Raw genomic sequence first — 22,655 nt, forward strand, 5'->3', positions numbered from 1 at the left:
TCCACAATATGTCGCCTTGTTTCATCGCCATTCTGCACCTGCGCGGTAACAGGGGCATGACAGAGGTCCACAGGCTTGCGCCGGGTTGCTGTCGCGCGCTATGGCGGCGGCATGACCCGCCTGATCCGATTCAACAAACCCTTTGACGTTCTGTCCCAGTTCACCGACCGGGGCACGACCCAAAGCCCCCGCCGCACCCTGTCCGATTTCATCGACATGTCCGGGGTTTACCCGGCGGGGCGGCTGGACCGCGACAGCGAGGGGCTGATGCTGCTGACCGACGATGGCCGCCTTCAGGCGCGCATCTCCGATCCGAAACACAAGCTGGCAAAAACCTATTGGGTCCAGGTCGAAGGCCTTCCCGGCGATGACGCCCTGGCTGCCCTGCGCGACGGCGTGACCCTCAGGGACGGGCGCACCCGCCCGGCCCGGGCGCGGCGCATGGAACAACCCGCAGATCTGTGGCCGCGCGATCCACCGATCCGGCTGCGCAAATCGGTACCCGATTGCTGGATCGAACTGACCATCCGCGAAGGCCGCAACCGCCAGGTGCGCCGCATGACCGCCGCCGTCGGCCACCCCACCCTGCGCCTGATCCGTCACAGCATCGGCGACTGGAGCCTCGACGGTCTGGCCCCCGGCGACTGGCAAACGCTGACACCGGGCTGACCGGCTGCTAGGATGGGCCCATGACGGACACCACCCTGCCCCCCGCACCTGCGCCCGGCGCGATTCTTGAAACCGCGCTCTATGTCGACAACCTGCGCGCCGCCACGGCCTTTTACGGCGACCTGCTCGGTCTTGAGGCGTTTCAGACCGTCGAGGGGCGGCATGTGTTCTTTCGTCTCGGCACCGGCGTGTTGCTGGTGTTCAACCCCGACGCCACGGGCCAGCCCGCGCGCAATCCGCGCCTGCCGGTTCCGCCGCATGGCGCACGCGGTCCGGGCCATGTCTGCTTTGCCATGCCGCGCGACCGCATCGCCGCCATGCGCGCCCGTCTGATCGCCGCAGGCACCGCCGTGGATGCCGAATTCAACTGGCCCAACGGCGCGCATTCCCTGTATGTGCGCGACCCTGCGGGCAATTCGGTCGAGTTCGCCGAACCCCACCTCTGGGACTAAAGCGTTTACAACGGCTTGCGGGCGCCCGACTCGATGGCCTCGATTGCGCGCGAGATCACGCCGATATCCTCCAGCGCCTCGCGAAACGCCGCCATATGCGCCGTTTGCCCATGCGCCTGCAACGCCGCCGCATCGTCCCATTCCTCATAGACGCGAAAGCGATGCGGCGCCTCCACCAGCTGCGAGAATTCGTAAACCTGGCATCCCGCCTCCTTGCGGGTTTCCTCCATCATCTTGATGGCCGCCGCCCGGGCCGGCCCGAGGTTGTCCGGGTTGACTTCGACAATTCCGGTCACGATCAGCATGTGCAGCCCTCTCTCACAATCCCAGCTTGTCGCGCATGAACGCCAGCGCCACACTCAGCCCATCCGGCGCGATGCCATGGCCGGTGCCCTTCATCACATGTGCAAAAACGTCTTTCCACCCTGCCGACTGCAACGCCTCGGCGGCTTCCTGCAGCGATTGCGGCGGCACCATGTCATCCGCATCGCCATGGACCAACAGCACCGGCGGGCGCACAACGACTTCGTCCTCCAGCGTCTCGGGTGACAGCAGACGCCCGGAAAAGGCGACGATCCCGGCCACCGCGTCCTCGCGCCGGGGCGCGACATACAACGCCATCATCGTGCCCTGCGAAAAGCCGAACAACACCACCTGCTCCGGCAGCACATCCTCGTCCACCATCAGCGCATCCAGAAAGGCGTTCAGGTCATCGACCGCCGCCGCCATGCCCCGCATCGCCTCTTCTTCGCTGGAGCCGTCCAGCCAGGGAATCGGAAACCACTGATACCCGTTCGGCATGCCCGGAAGGCTTTCGGGGGCATCCGGGGCCACAAACAGCGTATCCGGCAGATGCTCTCCCAGAGGGTCGGCAAGCCCCAGCAAGTCGGCACCATTTGCGCCATACCCATGCAGAAACACCACAACCGACCGTGTCGTGCCCGATATCGGCTCCTTGCGACCCGCGTTCAAAACCCTCGTCATGCCGTTCTCCGCTTTGTTATGCCCGCCAATTCCTGACACGCGCCCCCGCCGGACACAAGACGACCCGGGAACTCCATCGCCGACAGCGGGGCGGTGACGGATCTTGGCAAAATCGAAGCACAAGGAAATGAATTGATATGACTGGATAAACGACTATCGTCTGAGATGCAGCCACCCGGGAGAAACCGCCGTGCCTCAGACATTCAAACACCTTGTCACCGCCATCTGCCTGGCCGCTGCGCCGATGGCCGTGGCGCAGTCCGATACACCGGCAGGCGGTGAACCGGGGGCCGATCCCACAGCCGCGCAGACCGGCGCAGACGATGCCCTGCTGACCGAGGCCGAACTGGAAACCCTGGTCGCGCCGGTCGCGCTGTATCCCGACACGCTTCTGATCCAGATCCTGGTCGCCTCGACCTATCCGCTCGATGTGGTCAAGGCCGACCGGCTGCTGGATGCCAACGCGGACACCGAAGCCAACGCGTTGCAGGACAGCATCAAGGCCGAAGGCTATGACGCCAGCGTCGAGGTTCTTGCCACGGCCTTTCCCGAAGTGATTGCCGATATGGCCGATCATGTGGAATGGACCGAAACCATGGGCGACGCCATGGTCGCCCAAAGCGATGACGTGATGAACGCGGTTCAGGTCATGCGCCAACAGGCAATCGATTCAGGCGCCCTGACCAGTGGCGATGCCCAGACCGTTGAGGTCAGCAACACCAACGAGGTGATTATTCAGCCCACCGACCCCGAAGTGGTCTATGTGCCGCAATACGATCCGCAGGTCGTCTATCAGGACAGCAATACGGTCGGTGACGCAGTGATGGCCGGTGCAATCGCGTTTGGCACCTACGCCGTGATGGATGCGATCTTTGACAATGACGATCCCTGGAACAACTACTGGGGCTGTCACAATTGCGGCGGCTGGGGCGGTAACCCGATCGTTCGCAACCCGAACATCGATCTGGATGTCGATGGCAATATCAACATCGGCAACAAGGTGAATATCGGCGACGGCGACGGCATCGGCTGGAAACCCGATGACAAACGCCGCCAGGACGCCAAGGACAAGATCGCGAACAAGCGCGGCCCCGACGGCGCAACAACATTGCCGGTCAACAAGGGCGACACCCGAGGCGATGCAATGCGCGCCAACCTGTCCAAGAAATCCGGTGCGGCCGACATCAGCCGTCCTGGCGGTGCGAACAAACTGCCCAAGGTGGATCGGCCATCCGCACGTCCGACGGGCACCAAAAAGGATGCAATCGCCAAAACGCGGCCCGCGGCCAAGAAACCGGCCGTCAACCGGCCCGCAGTCAAGAAACCGGCAGCCCACAAGCAGGTTGCAAGGAAAGCGGCACCGGCGCACCGGCCAAGTGCCATGACGAAAAAGGCTCCGGCGCGACAGGCGCGCGCTTCATCACATCGCGGCAAAGCCGGCGGCGGCCACAGAGGGCGGAGATAAGATCATGAAGACATCATTCGTTGCCGGCCTCGCCCTGTCCTGCCTGACCGCGGGCGCATTGGCTGCCGAACCCGCCAGATACGTATCGCCCTATGAGGCGCTGATGGCATTTGTTGCCGCTCTGGACGGCGGTGGCCCCGAAGCGGTGCTGACCGTATTCGGACCCGAGAACCAGGAACTGATCTCGACCGGCGACCCCGGCCAGGACAAGAAGAACCGCATTGCACTGCTCAACATGTACCAGGAGGGGTATCGGTTCGAACCCCAGCAAGACGGTTCGATCGTGCTTGCCTTTGGGGCTGACGCCTGGCCATTCCCGGTTCCGCTGGCCAGGACCGGCGACAGCTGGGCCTTTGACGCCGCTGCCGGGTACGACGAGGTGCTGAACCGTGAAATCGGCGGCAACGAACTTGAGGTCATTGATCTGGTGGACGCCTATGGCGACGTTCAGGCCGCGTTTCGCCTGACCGATTACGATGACGACGGCATCATGGAATTCGCCCGCCAGATCATCGCGACGCCGGGGACCAGGGACGGTCTGTACTGGCCCGGCCCCGACAGCCCGCTGGGCGAACGGCTTGCCCGGGCTTCGGCCGACGGGTTCAGCGATGGCGAGCAGGATTTTCAGCCCGAACCCTACAGCGGTTACTATTTTCGCATCCTGACCGGCCAGACCGATGCCGCGCCGGGCGGGGCCATGAGCTATATGGTGAATGACGACATGCTGGCCGGCCACGCCCTGCTGGCGGTGCCCGCCGATTACGGCATCAGCGGCGTTCACAGCTTCATGGTGTCGGAAAACGGTCTGATCCTGCAGGCGGATCTGGGGGAAAATACGCTCGAGATCGCGCGCGACATGCTGCTGTACGATCCGTCCGAGACCTGGTCGCCGGTGCAATAGTATCGTGGCAACGCTAGTTTGAAATACCCTGACGGGTGGTGGCAACCCGGTAATAGGCCCACAGGATCCGCGCCGCCACCGACCGCCAGGGCGACCACGCTTCGGCCATGCCGCGCAGAACCCGGTCCTTGGGGCGCTCGGGAAGATCGAACAACAGCCTGGCCGCCTCTTGCAGCGCCAGATCCCCGGGCGCAAACACATCCGCCCGCCCCAGGCTGAACATGGCATAGATCTCGGCGGTCCAGACGCCGATGCCGGGCACCTCGGTCAGAGTGGCGATCACCCGATCCGTGGGCGCGGCGCGCAGCGCGGCATAGTCGATCCGCGCCGCCGCCAGGGCGCGGGCATAGCGGATCTTCTGGCGGCTCAACCCAACGGCGCGCATCTCCTCGTCGCTGGCCGCCGCGATCTTGCGCGGCCCGGTCAGGCGCGCCTGCTGCATCCGCGCCCAGATCGCATTGGCCGACGCCACGCTGACCTGCTGACTGACGATGGCGCTCAGCAATTGCGCGAACCCGTCGGGGCGCAGCCGCAGCGGCAATGGCCCGGTCTGTTGCAGCGCATCGGCCAGACGCGGATGCCGCTGCGCCAGCCAGCCGGCCCCCTCGGCGACACAGGCATCGCTGGTGATGATGCGTCCAATGCTCATGCGTCGCTCACACTCTCTCTATCCACTCCAGCGCCTCGGGAACCGTTTCCAGCCGCTGCGCCACCGGCTGCGGTGGCCGCGCGATCAGGATCACCGGCAGCCCCAGATCGCGCGCCGCGATCAGCTTGCTCCGGCTTGGTTCGCCACCGCTGTTCTTGACCACCAGAACCTCGATCCGCAAATCGCGCAGGGTCTGGATTTCGTCCGCCACCGAAAACGGCCCTGCCCCGGTTATGTACCGCACGTTAGGCAGATTGGCAGGCGGCATACGCTGTTCCATCTGTCGCACCATGAACCGCGCATCGCTGCGCGACACCAGCCGTTCCAACGTCGCCCGCCCGGTGGTGGTGAATACCCGCTGCGCAGGCCGCAGATGGGCCGCCACGGCGGCCTCGTCCGCCACTTCGGTCCAGTTGTCCCCCGGCCCGGCCACCCAGGGCGGGCGCAATACCTGCGCATAGGGCACCGCAAGCCGGGCACAGACCGATGCGGCGCGCTGGCTGATCTGATCCGCAAACGGATGCGTGGCATCCAGCACCGCGTCAATCCGCTCTGCGGTCAGGAACTGCGCCAACCCGTCCGCGCCGCCAAACCGCCCCAGCCGGGTCGGCACCGGCAAAGGCCCGAAACTGCGTGGCGGAAACAGCAGCGACGCGGTCACGCGCCAATCCGCCCGATCCGGCAATGCCGCCGCAATCTCGCGCGCCTCGCCCGATCCGGCCAACAGCAACAAATGCCGCAGTGTCTGGAATTGTCCTGTCATAGGCGCAGACTACGCCTGCGCGGACCCGGCGCAAGGTGCTTGTGCATCCTGCATTCCAGGCGTACGAAATGCCCATGACAGATCAGATCGACGATAAGCGCGCCTGGCGGAATGTCTGGGTGCTGGTGGCGGCGCAGGCCTTTCTGGGCGCGCAGATGCCGATGATTTTCACCATCGGCGGTCTGGCCGGACAATCATTGGCCAGCAACGCCTGCCTGGCCACCCTGCCGATTTCGTTGATCGTGCTGGGCTCGATGCTGTCGGCGACGCCGATTTCCGCCGTCATGCAGAAATACGGCCGCCGTGTCGGCTTTCTGCTGGGCGCCGCGGGCGGAACGGCCGGTGCGGTGGTCGGGGCCTATGGTCTGTACCTGGGATCGTTCCCGATCTTTCTGATCGGCAGTTTCCTGACCGGCATCTACATGAGCGCGCATGGGTTTTATCGCTTTGCCGCCGCCGACACCGCCTCCGACAGTTTCCGTCCCAAGGCGATTTCCTATGTCATGGCTGGCGGCTTGCTGTCGGCCATCATCGGCCCGCAATTGGTCAAGGCCACCAGCGACGCCTTTGTCATCCCGTTCTTCGGGACCTATGCCACCATCATCGTCATCAACCTGATAGGCGCGCTGCTGTTCTTTCTGATCGACATCCCCACTCCGGCTGCCCCCGCGGCGGACGCCCCGCGTGGCCGCACCCGGTGGGAGCTGATCACCACACCGCGCATCGCGGTCGCCGTGATCTGCGCCATGGTCTCCTATGCGTTGATGAACCTGGTGATGACCTCGACACCGCTGGCCGTGGTCGGCTGCGGCTATACCCAGGGCAATGCTGCGGATGTGGTCAGCGGCCACGTCCTGGCGATGTTCGTGCCGTCGTTCTTCACCGGCCATCTGATCGCCCGCTTCGGGGTTGAACGCATCATGGCGCTGGGTCTGCTGATTCTGGCCGCAGCCGGGGCTGTTGCGCTGCAGGGCGTCGCGCTCGAGAACTTCTTTATCGCGCTGATCCTGCTGGGACTGGGCTGGAACTTTGGCTTCATCGGGGCCACCACCATGCTGGCCGGGGCCCATGAACCGCAGGAACGCGGGCGGATGCAGGGGTTGAACGACCTGCTGGTGTTTGGCGGCGTCACAGTGGCCTCGCTGGCCTCGGGCGGGTTGATGAACTGCTCTGGCGGCAGCCCCGTCGAAGGCTGGAGCGCCGTCAACATGGCGATGGCCCCGTTCCTGGTCCTGGCCGGTGGCGCGCTGTTGTGGCTGATGCTGCAACCGCGTACCCGCCAGATCTGAGGCTTACCAGCGTCCGGTCGCCGCGCGCAGCATCAAACTCAACCGCTTGCGCGCTTCGCTGGTGCCAAGGCTCGCAGCCGCCACACGACCCGGATGGCGCGCGGCCTGTGTCAGAATCGCCCCGGCCTGCCATCCGGCCAACAGCGCCGGTGCCGCCTGTGCACTGACCGCGTCACGTTGCCCGCGCGCGCGCTGCAACCGCTCCAGCCCCCGTTGCGCCAGTGCCCGCACCCCGTCCGCCGTGCCATCCAGCAAAGGCACCCGCTTGCGCTCCTCCAGATCCGGAATCGCCCGCAGCCAGTTCGCAACCCCTGTCGCAAAGGCAAAATCGCGCACCACGGTTTCGTCGGCCTGCCCCAGACTGCGCGCCGACAGCCACATCAGCGTGCCGGACGTCTGGTCGATATAACGCTCAAAATGCGCCTCATCCTCGAACGGATCGCGATAGATGTCCCAGCGCCGCACCGCGATCATCTCATCCGCTTGCGCAGCAAGATCGGGCGTCAGAAACCCGGCTACCGGTGTCACCACCTCGTGCCGCCGCACCTGTTTTCCGGTCGCGATTTCGTCCATCGCATCGCGCCACCACTGCAGGCGCATTTCCGCGATCATCGCCTCCTGGGTGACCCAGGGCGCACGGGCGACCTCGACATTCAGCGCATAGATCGCAAACAGCACCCGCCGCGCCGGTGGCGGGGCCGCCATCGCCGCCATGAAACGGTCCGGATCGGCCCGGCGCACCAGATCGGCGCAGGCGGTCAGGTCGGCATCGAATTTCATTCCGGTTGCACCAGCATCAGCGCATAGGCGATCTGTCCGGATGCCGCCCGCCACAGGGCGATTTCGGCGGCATCCCTGTCCAGCGCCTCCCCCAGCGCCGAATCCGGCTCCGTGCCGCGCAAATGATCGATCCGCGCCTGCAACGGATCGTAATAGGCCGACCAGGGTGCCCCCACGATCAGCCGATGCCCCCGCACCCGATACCCGGCGGCGGTGACCCGCGCCGCAATCCCCGCCAGATCGGTGATCGCCGGATACTCGGCCCAAAACTCTCGTACCGCCTGCGGCTGTTCACCGTCCAGCAACACCGGTTCCGAAAAGGCCACCCAGCCACCCGGCGCCAATGCCGCCCGCCAACCGCTCAACCCTTCGGTCACACCCAGAAAATACAACGCCCCGGCACACCAGATCAGATCATACGGTCCGCCCGGTCGCGCCATGTCGCCCTGAACCACCGTCACCCGATCACCGAACCGCGCACAGCGGGAACGGGCGGATTGCACGAACCCCGCGTGCATCTCGACCCCGGTCAACCGCGCCTGCGGCAGGGCCTCCGCCAGCACCTCAAGATCCGCCCCCGGCCCACAGCCCGCGTCACAGACCGGGACCGCGCCGCTCACTCCGGCGGCATCAAGCGCCCAATGCACATCCGCCGCACATCCCGGCCCCTCGCGCGGCAAATCGCTGTGCACGGTGAAAAACGCATCCCAATCCATCAGCTGTCCCGCACCAGTTTCCAGCGGATCGCATCCAGCAGCGCTTCGAAACTGGCGTCCACGATGTTCGGGCTGACCCCCACGGTGGACCAGCGCCGCCCCTTGCCATCCTCGCTGTCGATGATCACACGGGTCACCGCCTCGGTGCCGCCCTGGGTAATCCGCACCTTGAAATCGACCAGCCGCATGTCTTCGAGCACGGCGGAATACTGGCCCAGATCCTTGGCCAACGCCTTGCTCAGCGCGTTCACCGGGCCGCGGTCGCCGCCCGTGTCATCCAGCGATTCACTGACCGACAGGCGCTTTTCGCCATCGACCTTGACCACCACAACCGCCTCGGACAGGCTGACCATGCGGTTGTACTTGTTCTTGCGCCGCTCGACCGTGACCTTGTAACGCTTGACCTCGAAAAACTCGGGCATCTGCCCCAGAGCCGCACGCGCCAGCAGCTCGAAACTGGCCTGCGCGGTGTCATAGCTGTATCCCTGATCCTCGCGCTCCTTGATCTGGTCCAGAATCAGCCCCAGCGCCGGATCGTCCCGAGCCACCTCCAGCCCGGCCTCGGCCAGCCGCTTGCGCAGATTGCTCTGCCCGGCCTGGTTGGACATCGGGATGATGCGCGCATTGCCGACCCGTTCGGGCGCGATATGCTCGTAGGTGCCCGGATCCTTGACAATCGCACTGGCATGCAGCCCCGCCTTGTGGGCAAAGGCACTGGCCCCGACATAGGGCGACTGGCGCATCGGCACCCGGTTCAGGATGTCGTCCAGCATCCGGCTGACCCGCGTCAGCCCGGCCAGCGCATGCTCTGTCACTTCGGTTTCAAACCGGCTGGCATAGGGTTCCTTGAGCAACAGCGTCGGGATCAGCGAGATCAGATTGGCATTTCCACAGCGCTCGCCCAGCCCGTTCAGCGTGCCCTGAATCTGCCGTGCGCCCGCATCCACCGCCGCCAGCGAACAGGCCACCGCGTTTTCGGTGTCATTGTGGGTGTGAACGCCCAGACGGTCGCCGGGAATACCCGCCGCGATCACCTCGGTCACGATCCGGCCCACCTCGGCGGGCAGCGCACCGCCATTGGTGTCACACAACACAATCCAGCGCGCCCCGGCGTCCAGCGCCGCACGGCAGGCCGCCAGCGCATAGTCCGGGTTGTCCTTGTAGCCGTCAAAGAAATGCTCGGCGTCAAACAGCGCCTCGCGCCCCTGCGCCACGATATGGGCAATCGAAGCACCGATGTTTTCCAGGTTCTCGTCCAGCGTGATCCCCAGCGCCGCGCTGACATGATAGTCATGCGCCTTGCCCACCAGGCAAACCGTATCGGTGCCCGCATTCATCACCGCCGCCAGCACCTCGTCATTGGCCGCAGACCGCCCGGCCCGCTTGGTCATGCCAAAGGCGGCCAGTTTCGCGCGGGTCTTGGGCGCTTCGTTAAAAAACGCGCTGTCGGTGGGGTTGGCACCGGGCCAGCCGCCCTCGATATAGTCCACGCCCAATTCATCCAGCGCGCGGGCGATCTGCATCTTGTCCGAGGTCGAGAACTGCACCCCCTGGGTCTGCTGCCCGTCGCGCAGGGTGGTGTCGTAGAGATAGAGCCGTTCGCGGGTCATTTTGCGATGCCCCCCTGCGATGAGGGCGATCCATCCCCGCCACAGACCATTGCCCATGGGTACCACGGGCAGCCCCCGACCGCCCCCCCGGGCGGGGGCTTTACCCCCACCCGCGGCCGGGGGCTGCCCTCTTTACAAAGCGGAACCGTCATTTCAGCGCCTCCAGCTTGGCAAGGTCGAAATCCTTTTCCGGCCGTAACACTACTTTGTCATTGCTCATCATCACTGAAATATTCGCAGCCAGTAATTCAGTTTTCATTCGGTCCACTTGAGTGAAATCCTTGGTTTCTTTTGCCTCTCTGCGCAGCTCTTGCAACCTGTCGGCAAGAGGGGAGACGAGCGCACAGACCTCTTGGTACTCCGAAGATCTCCGCTGCAGCCCTTCTCGGTCGAAAAACCCAAGAAATAGCAGGTCGCACGCCAATTGAGTGCCTTTTGAGCTATCACGGAGGCGTTTGAGCTGTTCCACGGCGACATGTGTATTCAGGTCGTTGGCCAAGGCATCAATGACTTTCTGTGAAGGTTTGCAGAAATCAACAGATTTAAAATCACAAAAGTCCGCAACGATCTGGATGAAACCGAAAATTGTAGATTCTGCTTCGACTTCCTTCTCTGCCGTCCAATCCATCGGCTTGCGATAATGCGTGGACAGGAACACAAACCGGATCACTTCGCCGGGTATCCCCTGATCCAGCAAATCGCGGATGGTAAAGAAATTGCCCAGCGACTTGGACATTTTCTTGCCCTCGACCTGCAACATCTCGTTATGCATCCAGACCCGCGCGAAATCGCCCGTGGGATGGGCGCAGCAGCTTTGGGCGATCTCGTTTTCGTGGTGTGGGAACATCAGATCGTTGCCGCCACCGTGAATATCGAAACTCTCGCCCAGCAGTTCATGGCTCATGGCAGAACATTCGATATGCCAGCCGGGACGGCCCCTGCCCCAGGGCGACTCCCAACCGGGCAAATCATCGGACGACGGCTTCCACAACACAAAATCCATCGGGTTTCGCTTGTACGGTGCCACCTCGACCCGCGCACCGGCGATCATGTCGTCGACCGACCGGCCCGACAGCGCGCCGTAATGCTCGCGCCAACTGTCCACCGCAAACAACACATGGCCCTCGGCCTCGTAAGCATGGCCTTTGGCGATCAATTCCTCGATCATTGCCACCATCTGCGGAATATATTGCGTTGCGCGTGGCATGTGGTTGGGCTCCAGCGCCCCCAGCGCGCCCATGTCGTCCAGAAACCACTGCGTGGTCTCGGCGGTGATCTCGCCAATCGCGCGCCCGCTCTGCGCCGCCCGCGCATTGATCTTGTCATCCACATCGGTGAAATTGCGCACATAGGTCACATGATCCGCGCCATAGGTATGCCGCAACAACCGGTACAGCACATCGAACACCACCACCGGGCGCGCATTGCCCAGATGGGCGCGGTCATAGACCGTCGGCCCGCAGACATACATCCGCACGTTGTCCGGATCGATGGGGGCAAAATCCACCCTGGAACGGGTCTTGGTGTTGTACAGCTTGATCGTCATGACAAATCCTCACGCAGTCAGCGCGGGCTTAGCAACTTGTCCATTGGAAGAAAACGACAGAAACCGGCCCGCTGGAAGGTTCAGCAGGGAATGCAGCAGATAATGGTGCAGATGCGGCTCATGCTGTCCCCATAGCACAGCGGTCCCCCGCCGCCAACCCGCTTCGCGCAACGACCCGATTGACAATCCCCGGCGACTCTGAACCCTTTCGGCAAAATCTTCGCGGAGTGCGCCATGTCCCTGTCCAAACGCATCACCAACCTGACCGGCGATGGCTCGGACGGCTGGGAACTGTTCATCCGCTCGCGCGAGATGATCGCCGACGGCATCGACGTGACCGAATTGACCATCGGCGAACACGATATTCCCACACATCCCGACATTCTGGACGCCATGCATGCCGCAGCCAAGGGCGGACATACCGGATACGCCATGGTGCCCGGCACAGCCGAGTTGCGCGATACCGTCGCCGCGCGGGTCCAGGCCCGCACCGGCGTGCCGACGACGCGCGACAACGTGCTGATCACACCGGGCGGTCAGGCCGGGCTGTTCGCCACCCATTCGGCGGCGTGCGATCCAGGGGATGTGGCGATGTATATCGACCCCTATTACGCCACTTATCCGGGTACGATCCGCGGCGTCGGCGCAGTGCCCCGCGCGGTGCAGGCCCTGGCCGACAACGCATTCCAGCCACGCGCCGCCGATATCGAGGCCGCCGCCGGAGGGGCAAAATCCCTGCTGATCAATTCGCCCAACAACCCCACCGGGGTGATCTATGGCCGCGACACGCTGGATGGCATCGCCGATGTCTGCCAACGCCACGATTTGTGGCTGATCTCGGACGAGGTCTATGACACCCAGATCTGGGAGGGCGCGCATATCTCGCCCCGCAGCCTGCCCGGCATGGCCGACCGCACCCTGGTGGTCGGGTCAATGTCGAAATCCCACGCCATGACCGGATCGCGCTGCGGCTGGATCGTCGGACCCCAAGAGGCGATCGGACATCTGATCAACCTGGCGACCCACACCACATATGGCGTGCCCGGTTTCGTGCAGGATGCCGCTGTCTACGCCCTGAACCGTGGCGAAACCCTGGAACAAGAGATCGCCGCCCCCTTCCGCCGGCGGCTGGCGCTGGCCAAGGACATTCTGAAAGCTCAGAACACCGTCGCGTTGGTTCCCGCGCAGGGGGCGATGTATCTGATGCTGGATGTGCACGCCACCGGGCTGGACGGCGAGGGTTTTGCCAATGCGTTGCTGGATACGCATCACATCGCCGTCATGCCCGGCAGCAGCTTTGGGGCTGCCGCCGCGCGCCATGTCCGTGTGGCCATGACCATCCAGGACACCTGTTTTGCCACCGCTCTGCAAACGCTGTGTGCCTATGCGGCGCAACTGGCCACCGCCGCGTCACGCGAGGGCACGGCCCGGTCGGCCTAGAACCGAAACGCCGCCCGCAGGGTAAAGGACTGGATCTTGGCATCGACGCCACCGACGTCGTTGAAATTCTGATACAGGTATTCGCCGGTGATGCTCCATTGCGGCGACATCAGGACAGAAACTCCCAATCCGTAAAACGCGTCGGTCTTGCTGCCCGCCGAGGTCTGCAACCGCGCCGGACCGGCCACGACATAGCCCATGGCGTCGCCGAAGTCATAGCCCAGCCGCAGCTTGGCACGGTACAGATGATCGGCATTCACCGAATTGGTGCCGGTGCCGGCGTTGATGTTCAGCCGGTCATAATCGATCTCGGCACCCAGCACCCATTCGCCGAAATCATAGTCATACCCGGCATTGATGCCATAGGTCGTCCCATCGCCATCGACTCGACCGGCCGAAGGGGCAAGATCCGCATAGCCCACCTGGGCACCGACATACCCGCCGGTCCAGTCCGCAGCCAGCGCAGCCGAAGCGGACAAGGTAAAAACGGCAACTGAAGCGGCAGCTCTCATCAACCTATTCCCTTTGGTCTGTCAGACCACCGTGCGGCCAAACCCCTTTACACAATCTTCACGTGCAGCGGATTTTCGACAATTTAATAATAATACCATGATTATATACATTTGCACTGATTCTTCCCCCTCCGGCACATCGTGCATTCGCTCCAACCGATCCTGTCGAAGGACCGAAAAGGCCAGCGCCCGCGTCGCAAACAGAACAGATTGCCACGCATGATTCGCCAAACTGATCGCCGGAACAGGAGAGCGCATGCAGGCCGAACAGAGCAAGATTTGCCTGGTGATCCGCACCATCGGTGCGGGCCGCGGGCGTGCCGCGCGGGGACGACCCGGCCAGCTGTGACCGCCTTTGCCCAGCCCCATTTGTCAGCAAGAAGACAGTCCGATGAACGATCAGATCAAATCTTCCGCCCCTAATCGCAGCGGCGGTCGCGCCGCGCGCCGTGCGGCCCGCGCGGCCCCGCTGGCCGCGCACCTGCGCCCGATTCGCGCCGGCATGTCCGGCGGCACCTACAACCCGCTCAGCCAGACCGACATCGAAAACATCCATCGCACCGCTTTGGACGCGCTGGAACAGATCGGCCTGGCCGACGCCCCCGAAAGCGGCATCCGTCACCTGACCCGGGCGGGTGCCATCCTGGGAGACGATGGCCGCATCCGCTTTCCCCGTGCGCTGGTCGAAGACACGATTGCCCGCGCCAACCGCAGCGTCACCCTGATGGGGCGCGATCCCGTGCATGACATGACCCTGTCCGGCACCCGCGTGCATTACGGCACCGCCGGGGCCGCCGTGCATATGGTGGACCCCGACGGGCGGCGCTATCGCGAAAGCACGGTGCAGGATCTGCACGATGCGGCGCGCATCGCCGATCGGCTGGACAACATCCACTTCCTGCAACGCCCGATGGTCTGCCGCGATATTGCCGACAACATGGAGATGGATATGAACACGATCTATGCCTGTTGTTCGGGCACCACCAAGCACGTGGGCGTGTCCTTTACCGAGCCGGGGTTCGTGCGTCACGGGCTGGAGTTGCTGCACATGATCGCGGGCGGCGAGGACAAGTGGCGCGAGCGCCCCTTTGTGTCCAACAGCAACTGCTTTGTCGTGCCGCCGATGAAATTCGCCACCGAAAGCTGTCAGGTGATGGAGGAAGTCATCCGCGGCGGCATGCCGGTGCTGCTGTTGTCGGCGGGCATGGCCGGGGCCACCGCGCCGTCGACCATCGCGGGAGCCATCGTGCAGGCGGTGGCGGAATGTCTGGCCGGGCTGGTCTATGTCAATGCGGTCCAACCGGGCCATCCGGCAGTGTTCGGCACCTGGCCTTTCGGGCTGGACCTGCGCACCGGGGCGATGACCATCGGATCGGGCGAACAGGCGTTGCTGACCGCGGGCTGTGCCCAGATGCACCGGTTCTACGACCTGCCCGGCGGCGCGGCCGCAGGTGCGGCGGATTCCAAACTGCCCGATATGCAAGCCGGATGGGAACAGATGTGTTCCAGCGTGATGGCCGGTCTGTCCGGGCTGAACATGGTCTACGAGGCCGCCGGGATGCATGCCTCGCTGCTGGGCTTCTGCCACGAGTCGCTGATCCTGAGCGACGATCTGATCGGACAGGCCCTGCGCTGTGTGCGCGGCATCGAAGTCAGCGAAGACACCCTGGCGCTGGATCAGATCCGCAAGGTCTGTATCGGCGGCACCGGGCATTATCTGGGCACCGAACAGACTCTGGGCCGGATGCAGGCCGACCACGTCTATCCGACCCTGGGCAACCGCATGTCGCCCAAGGAATGGGATGAACAGGGCAAGCCCGATCTGGTCGCAAACGCCACCGCGCGCAAACACGAGATCCTGTCGCAGCGCGCCGCCGCGCGGCTGGACCCCGCCACCGATGCCAGGATCCGCGCACGGTTCACCATTCATCTGCCCGCCTGAGCGGCAAGCCAAAACCTGGAACTGCGCCCGGCTTGCGGGCCGGGCGCAGTCCTGATGTCAATCTCAGCCCTTGGGCATCAACCCCGCGTCCTGCGCCACGCTGACCTCGTCGGCATCCAACGCGCCATCGGCATTGGTGTCCATCGCGCTAAAGCTTTCAGCGGTGGTCTCGGGCAGGACCGCCTGAACCTCGTCCAGGGTCAGCAGACCATCGCCATTGGTGTCCAGTTCGGTTGCCGCCATTGCAAGCCCCGGCAGGGCCAGACCGAACGCGCTGAGAAAAGTCAGGGTCTTGAGTGTCATGAGATGTCTCCTGTTTGACATTTGGCGTCCACGGATGCGGACACGAACATCAGAAAGCCCCCAACCCCTGACCCTGTCACGAGACACGCGCGTCTTGCCCCGATCCAAGCCGGGACCCGCCGAAAACCGGCCGAACCATCGGCTGCGACCCGCAGAAACAAGTGCGCGGAAAATGGCTCGGCGTGTTGCAACCGACGGATGCAAACCCGACCGGCGGCGCACCGCCCAGCGGGCCGGGTTTTGCGAGTCAGCGGGAACCCGCACGCCGCAACCTCACCCAAAAACGGCTGTCCCCAAGGAAAGACCCGAAGGCCAAAGCCCTCCGTTCGAGTTTCGCCGTTCCCCGCGGGTTTCCAGCGGAAACCCGCGATCCAGGGACAGAGCGAAAACCGTCAGGTTTTAGCGGAGTCTGCCCCTCCTGCCAGTACCGAAATAAAATACGGAGGGCCGAAGCCCTCCGTTTGAGTTTCGCCGTTCAGGCTCATCTAGTTTACCGCCCGGTATATTTTTTGCCTGCGGCCTGAACGTCGTCCAGAGCGAGCGCACCCGCCCCTTGTCTCCGGTGAAACCATCCGGTTTCACCGAGCAGGACAGAGCGGAAACCAAGGGTTTCTGCGGAGTCCTGCCCCGGTAGATCAGGAGGGCCACCCTTTCGGCCATCCCGGATGTTTCGTCGGGGTCCGGTCTGTGTGGCAGCGCCGGGACCCCTACACGTCCCTGCGGGACGCGATCCCCTCAGCTACACCCGCTGGTCCCGCCGCAGGTGTTGCATTTCATACAGGTGCCGTTGCGCACCAGCGTATAGTTGCCGCATTCGCCGCAAGCCTCGCCTTCATAACCCTGCATCTTGGCCTTGGTGCGCGCATCCAGAGATACGGTGCCGCTGGCCATGGCGGTGGTGCTCGTTGTGGTGCTGATCGCGGCGGTCGTGTTCGGCACCAGCGTCTGCAACGCTACTTCGGCATCGCCCCCGGCCAGGGCCGTGGCGCCGATCGACTGGCCGCCCTGGAACACCACCAGTTCCTGCGGCAGACGCTTGCGCAGATAGCCGGTCGAACTGATCTGTTTCAGCACCTCCAGCGAGCGGCTGGCCGCGGTCTCTGACAGTTCGCTGACATTGGACACGCCCTCGTCCTCGCCCTGACCCAGCGAGTCAAAGGTGGCCCCCTGCGGTTTCACATGCGCCAGATCGGTGCGGTCCAGGTACGACACCGCCAGTTCGCGGAACACATAGTCCAGGATCGAGGTGGCGTTCTTGATGCTGTCGTTGCCCTGCACCATTCCGGCCGGCTCGAATTTGGTAAAGGTGAACGCGTCGACGAATTCTTCCAGCGGCACACCATATTGCAGCCCCACCGACACGGCGATGGCAAAGTTGTTCATCATCGCCCGGAAGCCCGCGCCTTCCTTGTGCATGTCGATAAAGATTTCACCGAGGTTGCCGTCTTCGTATTCGCCGGTGCGCAGATACACCTTGTGCCCGCCCACGACGGCCTTCTGGGTATAGCCCTTGCGCCGCTGGGGCATCTTTTCACGGTGACTGCGCACGATCTCCTTGACGATGATCTTCTCGACGATCTTTTCGGCCAGAACCGTCGCCTTTTCCTGCGCGCTGCCGCTTTCCAGAACCTCGGCGGCCTCGTCGTCATCCTCGACCAGCGCCGATGCCAGCGGCTGGCTCAGCTTGGACCCGTCACGATACAGCGCATTGGCCTTTACCCCCAGGCTCCAGGACAGCTCGTATGCTTTCTGGCAATCCTCGATGGTGGCATCGTTGGGCATGTTGATGGTCTTGCTGATCGCCCCCGAGATAAACGACTGGGCGGCGGCCATCATGGTGATGTGGCTGTTCACATCCAGATAGCGCTTGCCCTTCTTGCCGCAGGCATTGGCGCAATCGAAAATCCTGTAGTGCTCTTTTTTCAGGAACGGTGCCCCTTCCAGGGTCATGGTCCCGCAAACGTGATCGTTGGCCGCCTCGATGTCCCTGCGCGAAAAACCCAGGGATTTCAGCAGATCGAAGGTCGGATCGTTCAGCTTGTCCGCCGGGATGCCCAGCACATTGGTGCAGAACTCCGCCCCCAGGGTCCACTGGTTGAACACGAAACGGATATCAAAGGCGCTTTCCAGCGCCGCGTCCACCTTGGCCAGTTCGTTGGGCCCAAAGCCATGGCCCGCCAGCGTGGTGTGGTTGATTCCCGGTGCATTGCCCATTGTCCCGTGACCGACGGCGTAGGAAACGATCTCCTCGATCTGAGCGGAGGAGTATCCGAGTTTCTCTAGCGCCGCCGGTACCGAGCGGTTGATGATCTTGAAATAACCACCGCCCGCTAGTTTCTTGAATTTGACCAGTGCAAAATCCGGCTCGATCCCGGTGGTGTCGCAATCCATCACCAACCCGATGGTGCCGGTCGGGGCGATCACCGTGGCTTGCGCATTGCGGTAACCGTGCTTTTCCCCCAGGCTCAGCGCCTCGTCCCAGGCCGACATGGCCAGCTCGACCAGCCGCGCATCCGGACAGTTGGCATGATCCAGCGCCACCGGTTTGACCGCCAGCCGCTCGTATCCTTCGGTCGCACCATAGGCGGCGTTGCGGTGGTTGCGGATCACCCGCAGCATGTGATCGGCGTTGCGCTCATAGGCCGAGAACGGCCCCAGCTCGCCCGCCATCTCGGCGCTGGTCGCATAGGACACTCCGGTCATGATCGCGGTCAGCGCCCCGCACAGGGCGCGGCCCTCGTCGCTGTCATAACCATAGCCCATGTTCATCAGCAAGCCGCCGATATTGGCATAGCCCAGACCCAGCGTGCGGAAGTCATAGGACAGCTGCGCGATTTCCTTGCTTGGGAACTGTGCCATCATCACGCTGATTTCCAGCGTCACGGTCCACAGGCGGGACGCATGCATATAGTCCTCGGCCTGGAACACCCCATCCTTGAGAAAGGTCAACAGATTCATCGATGCCAGGTTACAGGCGGTGTCATCGAGGAACATATACTCGCTGCACGGGTTGGACCCGCGGATCTCGCCATCCGCCGGGCAGGTGTGCCATTCGTTCACGGTGTCATGATACTGGATGCCCGGATCGGCACAGGCCCAGGCCGCATGGCCGACCTGCTCCCACAGATCGCGGGCCTTGACCACCTTGGACACCGACCCGTCGGTGCGGTTGATCAGCTCCCAGTCCGCATCCTTCTGCACCGCCGTCAGGAACGCGTTGGTCACCCGGATCGAGTTGTTGCTGTTCTGCCCCGAGACGCTGTTATACGCCTCGCTGTCCCAATCGGTGTCATAGGTCGGAAATTCGATGCTGGTATGGCCCTGCCGGGCATAATCCAGCACCCGTTTGACATAGGTTTCCGGGATCGCGACCTTCTTGGCCTCGCGGATCGCCTCCTTGAGCGCACCGTTGACCTTGGGATCATAGGCATCCGCCTCGGCACCGTCCCAGGCCCTGATCGCCGCGAACAAACCGTTCAGTTTGGCCTCGTGCATCTTCGAGCCGGCGACGATGCTGGCGACCTTCTGTTCTTCCAGAACCTTCCAGTTGATAAAGTCCTGAATATCCGGGTGATCGGCGTCCACGATCACCATCTTGGCTGCTCGACGGGTTGTCCCGCCTGATTTGATGGCACCCGCCGCGCGGTCGCCGATTTTCAGAAACCCCATCAGCCCGCTGGACTTGCCACCGCCCGACAGTTTCTCGCCCTCGCCACGCAGGTGGCTGAAATTGGTGCCGGTGCCGCTGCCGTATTTGAACAGCCGCGCCTCGCGGACCCACAGGTCCATGATGCCGCCCTCGTTCACCAGATCGTCCTGCACGCCCTGAATGAAACAGGCATGCGGCTGCGGGTGCTCATAGCTGGAGGTGGATTTGGTCAGCTTGCCGGTCTTGTGATCGACATAGTGATGCCCCTGCGCCGGGCCGTCGATGCCATATGCCCAATGCAGGCCGGTGTTGAACCACTGCGGGCTGTTGGGCGCGGCCTTTTGCGTCGCCAGCATGAACCGCATCTCGTCGTAGTATGCGCGCGCATCTTCCTCGGTGCTGAAATACCCGCCCTTCCAGCCCCAATAGGCCCAGGCCCCGGCCAGACGGTCGAACACCTGCTTGGACGAGGTTTCACCACCGATCTCGGCCCCCTCGGCCGGAACCGAGCGCCACAGGAATTCGGGAACGTTCTTTTCACGCACCTTCTTCAGCTTTGTCGGCACCCCGGCCTTGCGGAAATACTTCTGGGCGATCACGTCGCTTGCGACCTGGCTCCAGCTCGCGGGCACTTCCATATCGTCCAGATGGAACACGACGGTGCCGTCCGGGTTGCGGATTTCCGACGTGACCGAGACAAAATCCAGCTGCGCATAGGCGTCCTGTCCGGAGGTGGTGAATTTACGTTCAATCTTCATGTGCGCTGCCTCTGTATTCCAGCATTTCGTAACGACCCCTCCGGGCCAGCGCCGTTCGGCGGCGCTTTGTGATGCCTCGGATCGGTCGGACAAATTCCATCTGCTCCCTTCCCGAAAAAGGGGTCAACCCGGCGTGCGCGTCCAGATTTGCAGGTTTGGTCTGTGTATCCCGATCCAGCTGTCGTCCCTGGGTTTTCATACCAGATTTAGTGGTCCAACAACCGGCACCCACAATCTGACGTATTCAGTCCTATCAGGTCAACGCAAATTTTGTCGGATTTCCCAGAGTTTTCTATTGACCTGCGGCACCGCTTTGGGGGTGCTCAACCACAGGGAGAGTTATCCACATTTCGTTAACGGCCAGATTGCTGCGCCGCATATTCGCCCGAACCGCAAAAATCCGCCTGTTTGACGGCACATGACAATGACATACTTGATCAGGCACCGCGCCCCATGCTGCAACGCAGAACCCGCTAGCGCGCGACTCATCCCCAGAAATGGGGATATCTCACGACCCTGCCCCGGTGGCAATTTTTTTTCGGAGAATGGCGAAATGCGCCCACCTTTGACCCTGATTCCGACACTACTGGGTGTGGTGGTCGCCGCATGTTCCCCGCAAGATATGGTAGAGACCACCGGAAAGGCCCGGTTTGCCGACTATCCCGACTCGCTGTTGGACGCCCTCGAGGCGGCCTGTGACGGTCCGGCCCAAAATTTTGTGCGCCCGGCTCCCGATTCAGTCGAGTGCCGCGAGTTCCTGCCGCCAAAACCGACAGCCGCCATCATCCTGTCCTACGACGGCACACCCGAGCATTTGCCCCAACTGGTCATTCGCTTTCAGACCCGTCCGGACGCGCCCGGGTATGTGGTCCAGAACCAGGTGTTCCTGAACGTGCCGCAGAAACACGGCGCGCCGCTGCACGTGCGCCAGGACGACCCCAAGCTGAACCGCGAACTCGCAGAGCTCTACCGGCGCACCGGCGGAATCCCCGAACTCTGATTCTCGTAAATGGGTAAATATGGTCGGGACGGTAAGATTCGAACTTACGACCCCCTGTACCCAAAACAGGTGCGCTACCAGACTGCGCCACGCCCCGAACCGTGCGTCTCTCTAGCCGGGCCAATCCGATTTGAAAAGCCCTAACAGCGCCAGACGGCGGGCCCATCCAAAAAAACCGGGTGACGGACCTGCGAACCGGCGGTGATGCCATAGGTTTTTGCCAGCCCGCCGTTGATTTCCAGCACTGCGTAAACCTGTGCGCCGCCCTCGATCGGCGTCAAATCGCCGGGCACCGCGCGATGATGGACCCGGGTGACGGTCCCGGCGCGGTCGATAAACAGCATGTCCAGCGGGATCAGCGTGTTCTTCATCCAGAAACTGGCGCGCTGGGGCTGCTCGTACACAAACAGCATCCCGGCCCCACGCGGCATTGTTTCGCGATACATCAGCCCGCGCGACCGTTCCCTGGGAGTGTCCGCCAGTTCGATACTGAAACGGGTTTCACCCCAGTCGCCGCGCAGCCAGACTTCATCGCTGCGACAATCGCCAGCTGCGGCAACGGTCGCCCAGGCCAACAGCAGCATCGCCACCACAATGGATTTCATGTCACGAGGCTTCTGTCGTCGCCAGTTCCCAGGCCATGACCTCGGCCGCCATACGCCCGCGCTTGCCGTCGATGACCCGCATCGCCAGCGCCTCGCCCGGCTGCAGATCGGACAGGCCCGACTGGCGCAACACTTCGATATGCAGAAATACGTCTTCGGAGCGGCCGAACACATTGGCAAAGCCAAAACCCTTGCCCTTGTCGAACCACTTGACGCGCGCCGGCTCAAGCGGCGCGCTGTGCAGCAGATCCTGATCCAGATCCGCGAAATCCGTTAATACAGGTGCGTCGTCGCGCTCGGGTGGGGTGATGCTGACGATCTCGACAGCCTGCACACCGCGTTCGGTGCGATGCGTCACGACCTCGATACCGGCCCCGTCGGCAACCGAGCTTTGCCCAAAGTTGCGCAAGACATTCACATGAAGCAGGATATCCGGACCACCTTCGTCGGCCACAACGAATCCGAAGCCCTTGACAGGGTCGAACCATTTTACCTGTCCACGAACGTGATACATACTGCTTAAATCGTCTGCCACAAGCCAACCGCCACGCTAAGTGTTAAACATAGTCTACACGAGTTTGTTACAAACATTAAGCACCATTTTGTACCAAAAAAAAGCAAT

21 protein-coding genes and 1 tRNA gene are annotated in these 22,655 nt (G+C 63.1%); 8 read left to right on the forward strand and 14 right to left on the reverse strand.

The genetic code is table 11. The features are described from left to right. Positions 1-111 precede the first annotated feature (111 nt). Positions 112-669, forward strand: coding sequence for a pseudouridine synthase (locus NANH_RS25805; RefSeq protein ID WP_036050620.1), 558 nt, complete (start codon positions 112-114; stop codon positions 667-669). A 20-nt stretch (positions 670-689) separates the two neighbouring features. Next, positions 690-1,121 (forward strand): VOC family protein, encoded by a 432-nt coding sequence (locus NANH_RS0108520; protein WP_051372306.1) that lies wholly within the window; start codon positions 690-692, stop codon positions 1,119-1,121. Between the two features lie 5 nt (positions 1,122-1,126). Here NANH_RS0108520 and NANH_RS0108525 read toward each other — a convergent pair whose 3' ends face one another. Together NANH_RS0108525 and NANH_RS0108530 are read right to left on the reverse strand one after the other, a co-directional pair. Next, positions 1,127-1,426 carry a putative quinol monooxygenase gene (locus tag NANH_RS0108525; protein WP_027261651.1) on the reverse strand — a complete coding sequence of 100 codons (300 nt, stop codon included), beginning with the start codon at positions 1,424-1,426 and terminating at the stop codon, positions 1,127-1,129. Positions 1,427-1,439: 13 nt separating this feature from the next. Then, positions 1,440-2,105 (reverse strand): alpha/beta hydrolase, encoded by a 666-nt coding sequence (locus NANH_RS0108530; protein ID WP_027261652.1) that lies wholly within the window; start codon positions 2,103-2,105, stop codon positions 1,440-1,442. Positions 2,106-2,295: 190 nt separating this feature from the next. On the opposite strand from NANH_RS0108530, the gene NANH_RS27380 reads away from it, so the two are divergent. Together NANH_RS27380 and NANH_RS0108540 are read left to right on the forward strand one after the other, a co-directional pair. After that, positions 2,296-3,570, forward strand: coding sequence for a DUF3300 domain-containing protein (locus NANH_RS27380; protein WP_051372308.1), 1,275 nt, complete (start codon positions 2,296-2,298; stop codon positions 3,568-3,570). 4 nt (positions 3,571-3,574) lie between these two features. Beyond that, positions 3,575-4,471 (forward strand): DUF2950 family protein, encoded by an 897-nt coding sequence (locus tag NANH_RS0108540; RefSeq protein ID WP_036049589.1) that lies wholly within the window; start codon positions 3,575-3,577, stop codon positions 4,469-4,471. Between the two features lie 13 nt (positions 4,472-4,484). Here the strand turns inward: NANH_RS0108540 and NANH_RS0108545 are convergent, their stop codons facing one another. Further along, complete coding sequence (locus tag NANH_RS0108545) at positions 4,485-5,120, reverse strand: DNA-3-methyladenine glycosylase family protein (RefSeq protein ID WP_027261654.1); 636 nt, start codon at positions 5,118-5,120, stop codon at positions 4,485-4,487. Between the two features lie 7 nt (positions 5,121-5,127). Then, complete coding sequence (locus tag NANH_RS0108550; protein ID WP_027261655.1) at positions 5,128-5,883, reverse strand: cobalt-precorrin-6A reductase; 756 nt, start codon at positions 5,881-5,883, stop codon at positions 5,128-5,130. A 74-nt stretch (positions 5,884-5,957) separates the two neighbouring features. Between NANH_RS0108550 and NANH_RS0108555 the strand changes: the two genes are divergently transcribed. Then, positions 5,958-7,172 carry an MFS transporter gene (locus NANH_RS0108555; RefSeq protein ID WP_027261656.1) on the forward strand — a complete coding sequence of 405 codons (1,215 nt, stop codon included), beginning with the start codon at positions 5,958-5,960 and terminating at the stop codon, positions 7,170-7,172. Positions 7,173-7,175: 3 nt separating this feature from the next. On the opposite strand, the gene NANH_RS0108560 is transcribed toward NANH_RS0108555, so the two are convergent. The 4 genes from NANH_RS0108560 to cysS all read right to left on the reverse strand — a co-directional run bounded on the left by NANH_RS0108560 (position 7,176) and on the right by cysS (position 11,824). Further along, positions 7,176-7,952: a squalene/phytoene synthase family protein gene (locus tag NANH_RS0108560; RefSeq protein WP_027261657.1), complete on the reverse strand. Its 777-nt coding sequence runs from the start codon at positions 7,950-7,952 to the stop codon at positions 7,176-7,178. After that, complete coding sequence (locus NANH_RS0108565) at positions 7,949-8,668, reverse strand: class I SAM-dependent methyltransferase (protein ID WP_027261658.1); 720 nt, start codon at positions 8,666-8,668, stop codon at positions 7,949-7,951. The genes NANH_RS0108560 and NANH_RS0108565 overlap by 4 nt, the downstream gene beginning before the upstream one ends. Beyond that, the gene (gene cimA / locus NANH_RS0108570) at positions 8,668-10,278 is read right to left on the reverse strand and encodes a citramalate synthase (protein WP_027261659.1); all 1,611 of its coding nucleotides are present in this window, start codon (positions 10,276-10,278) and stop codon (positions 8,668-8,670) included. Before cimA ends, NANH_RS0108565 begins: the two co-directional genes overlap by 1 nt. Before the next feature lie 148 nt (positions 10,279-10,426). Beyond that, positions 10,427-11,824, reverse strand: coding sequence for a cysteine--tRNA ligase (gene cysS, locus NANH_RS0108575; protein WP_027261660.1), 1,398 nt, complete (start codon positions 11,822-11,824; stop codon positions 10,427-10,429). Between the two features lie 234 nt (positions 11,825-12,058). Between cysS and NANH_RS25815 the strand changes: the two genes are divergently transcribed. Next, on the forward strand, positions 12,059-13,264 hold the full coding sequence (locus NANH_RS25815) for a pyridoxal phosphate-dependent aminotransferase (protein WP_036049592.1): 1,206 nt from the start codon (positions 12,059-12,061) through the stop codon (positions 13,262-13,264). Here NANH_RS25815 and NANH_RS0108585 read toward each other — a convergent pair. After that, complete coding sequence (locus NANH_RS0108585) at positions 13,261-13,776, reverse strand: outer membrane protein (RefSeq protein ID WP_027261661.1); 516 nt, start codon at positions 13,774-13,776, stop codon at positions 13,261-13,263. The two genes, NANH_RS25815 and NANH_RS0108585, sit on opposite strands and share 4 nt — an antisense overlap. Before the next feature lie 391 nt (positions 13,777-14,167). Between NANH_RS0108585 and NANH_RS0108595 the strand changes: the two genes are divergently transcribed. Next, entirely contained in the window at positions 14,168-15,718 is a 1,551-nt protein-coding gene (locus NANH_RS0108595; protein ID WP_027261662.1) for a trimethylamine methyltransferase family protein, read from the forward strand. A 63-nt stretch (positions 15,719-15,781) separates the two neighbouring features. Here NANH_RS0108595 and NANH_RS0108600 read toward each other — a convergent pair whose 3' ends face one another. Beyond that, positions 15,782-16,021 (reverse strand): EF-hand domain-containing protein, encoded by a 240-nt coding sequence (locus NANH_RS0108600; RefSeq protein ID WP_027261663.1) that lies wholly within the window; start codon positions 16,019-16,021, stop codon positions 15,782-15,784. Between the two features lie 735 nt (positions 16,022-16,756). Further along, entirely contained in the window at positions 16,757-20,428 is a 3,672-nt protein-coding gene (locus tag NANH_RS0108605; RefSeq protein ID WP_027261664.1) for a vitamin B12-dependent ribonucleotide reductase, read from the reverse strand. Positions 20,429-20,981: 553 nt separating this feature from the next. Here NANH_RS0108605 and NANH_RS25820 point away from each other — a divergent pair. Then, positions 20,982-21,428: a hypothetical protein gene (locus tag NANH_RS25820; RefSeq protein WP_051372311.1), complete on the forward strand. Its 447-nt coding sequence runs from the start codon at positions 20,982-20,984 to the stop codon at positions 21,426-21,428. 20 nt (positions 21,429-21,448) lie between these two features. Here the strand turns inward: NANH_RS25820 and NANH_RS0108620 are convergent. The 3 genes from NANH_RS0108620 to NANH_RS0108630 form a co-directional block, all read right to left on the reverse strand. Next, positions 21,449-21,525 (reverse strand) — tRNA-Pro (locus NANH_RS0108620). Between the two features lie 43 nt (positions 21,526-21,568). After that, the gene (locus NANH_RS0108625; protein ID WP_036049595.1) at positions 21,569-22,033 is read right to left on the reverse strand and encodes a DUF192 domain-containing protein; all 465 of its coding nucleotides are present in this window, start codon (positions 22,031-22,033) and stop codon (positions 21,569-21,571) included. 1 nt (position 22,034) lies between these two features. Continuing rightward, positions 22,035-22,568 carry a cold-shock protein gene (locus NANH_RS0108630; protein ID WP_027261667.1) on the reverse strand — a complete coding sequence of 178 codons (534 nt, stop codon included), beginning with the start codon at positions 22,566-22,568 and terminating at the stop codon, positions 22,035-22,037. Positions 22,569-22,655 lie beyond the last annotated feature (87 nt).

The organism is Sedimentitalea nanhaiensis DSM 24252, assembly GCF_000473225.1.
GTDB lineage: Bacteria > Pseudomonadota > Alphaproteobacteria > Rhodobacterales > Rhodobacteraceae > Sedimentitalea > Sedimentitalea nanhaiensis.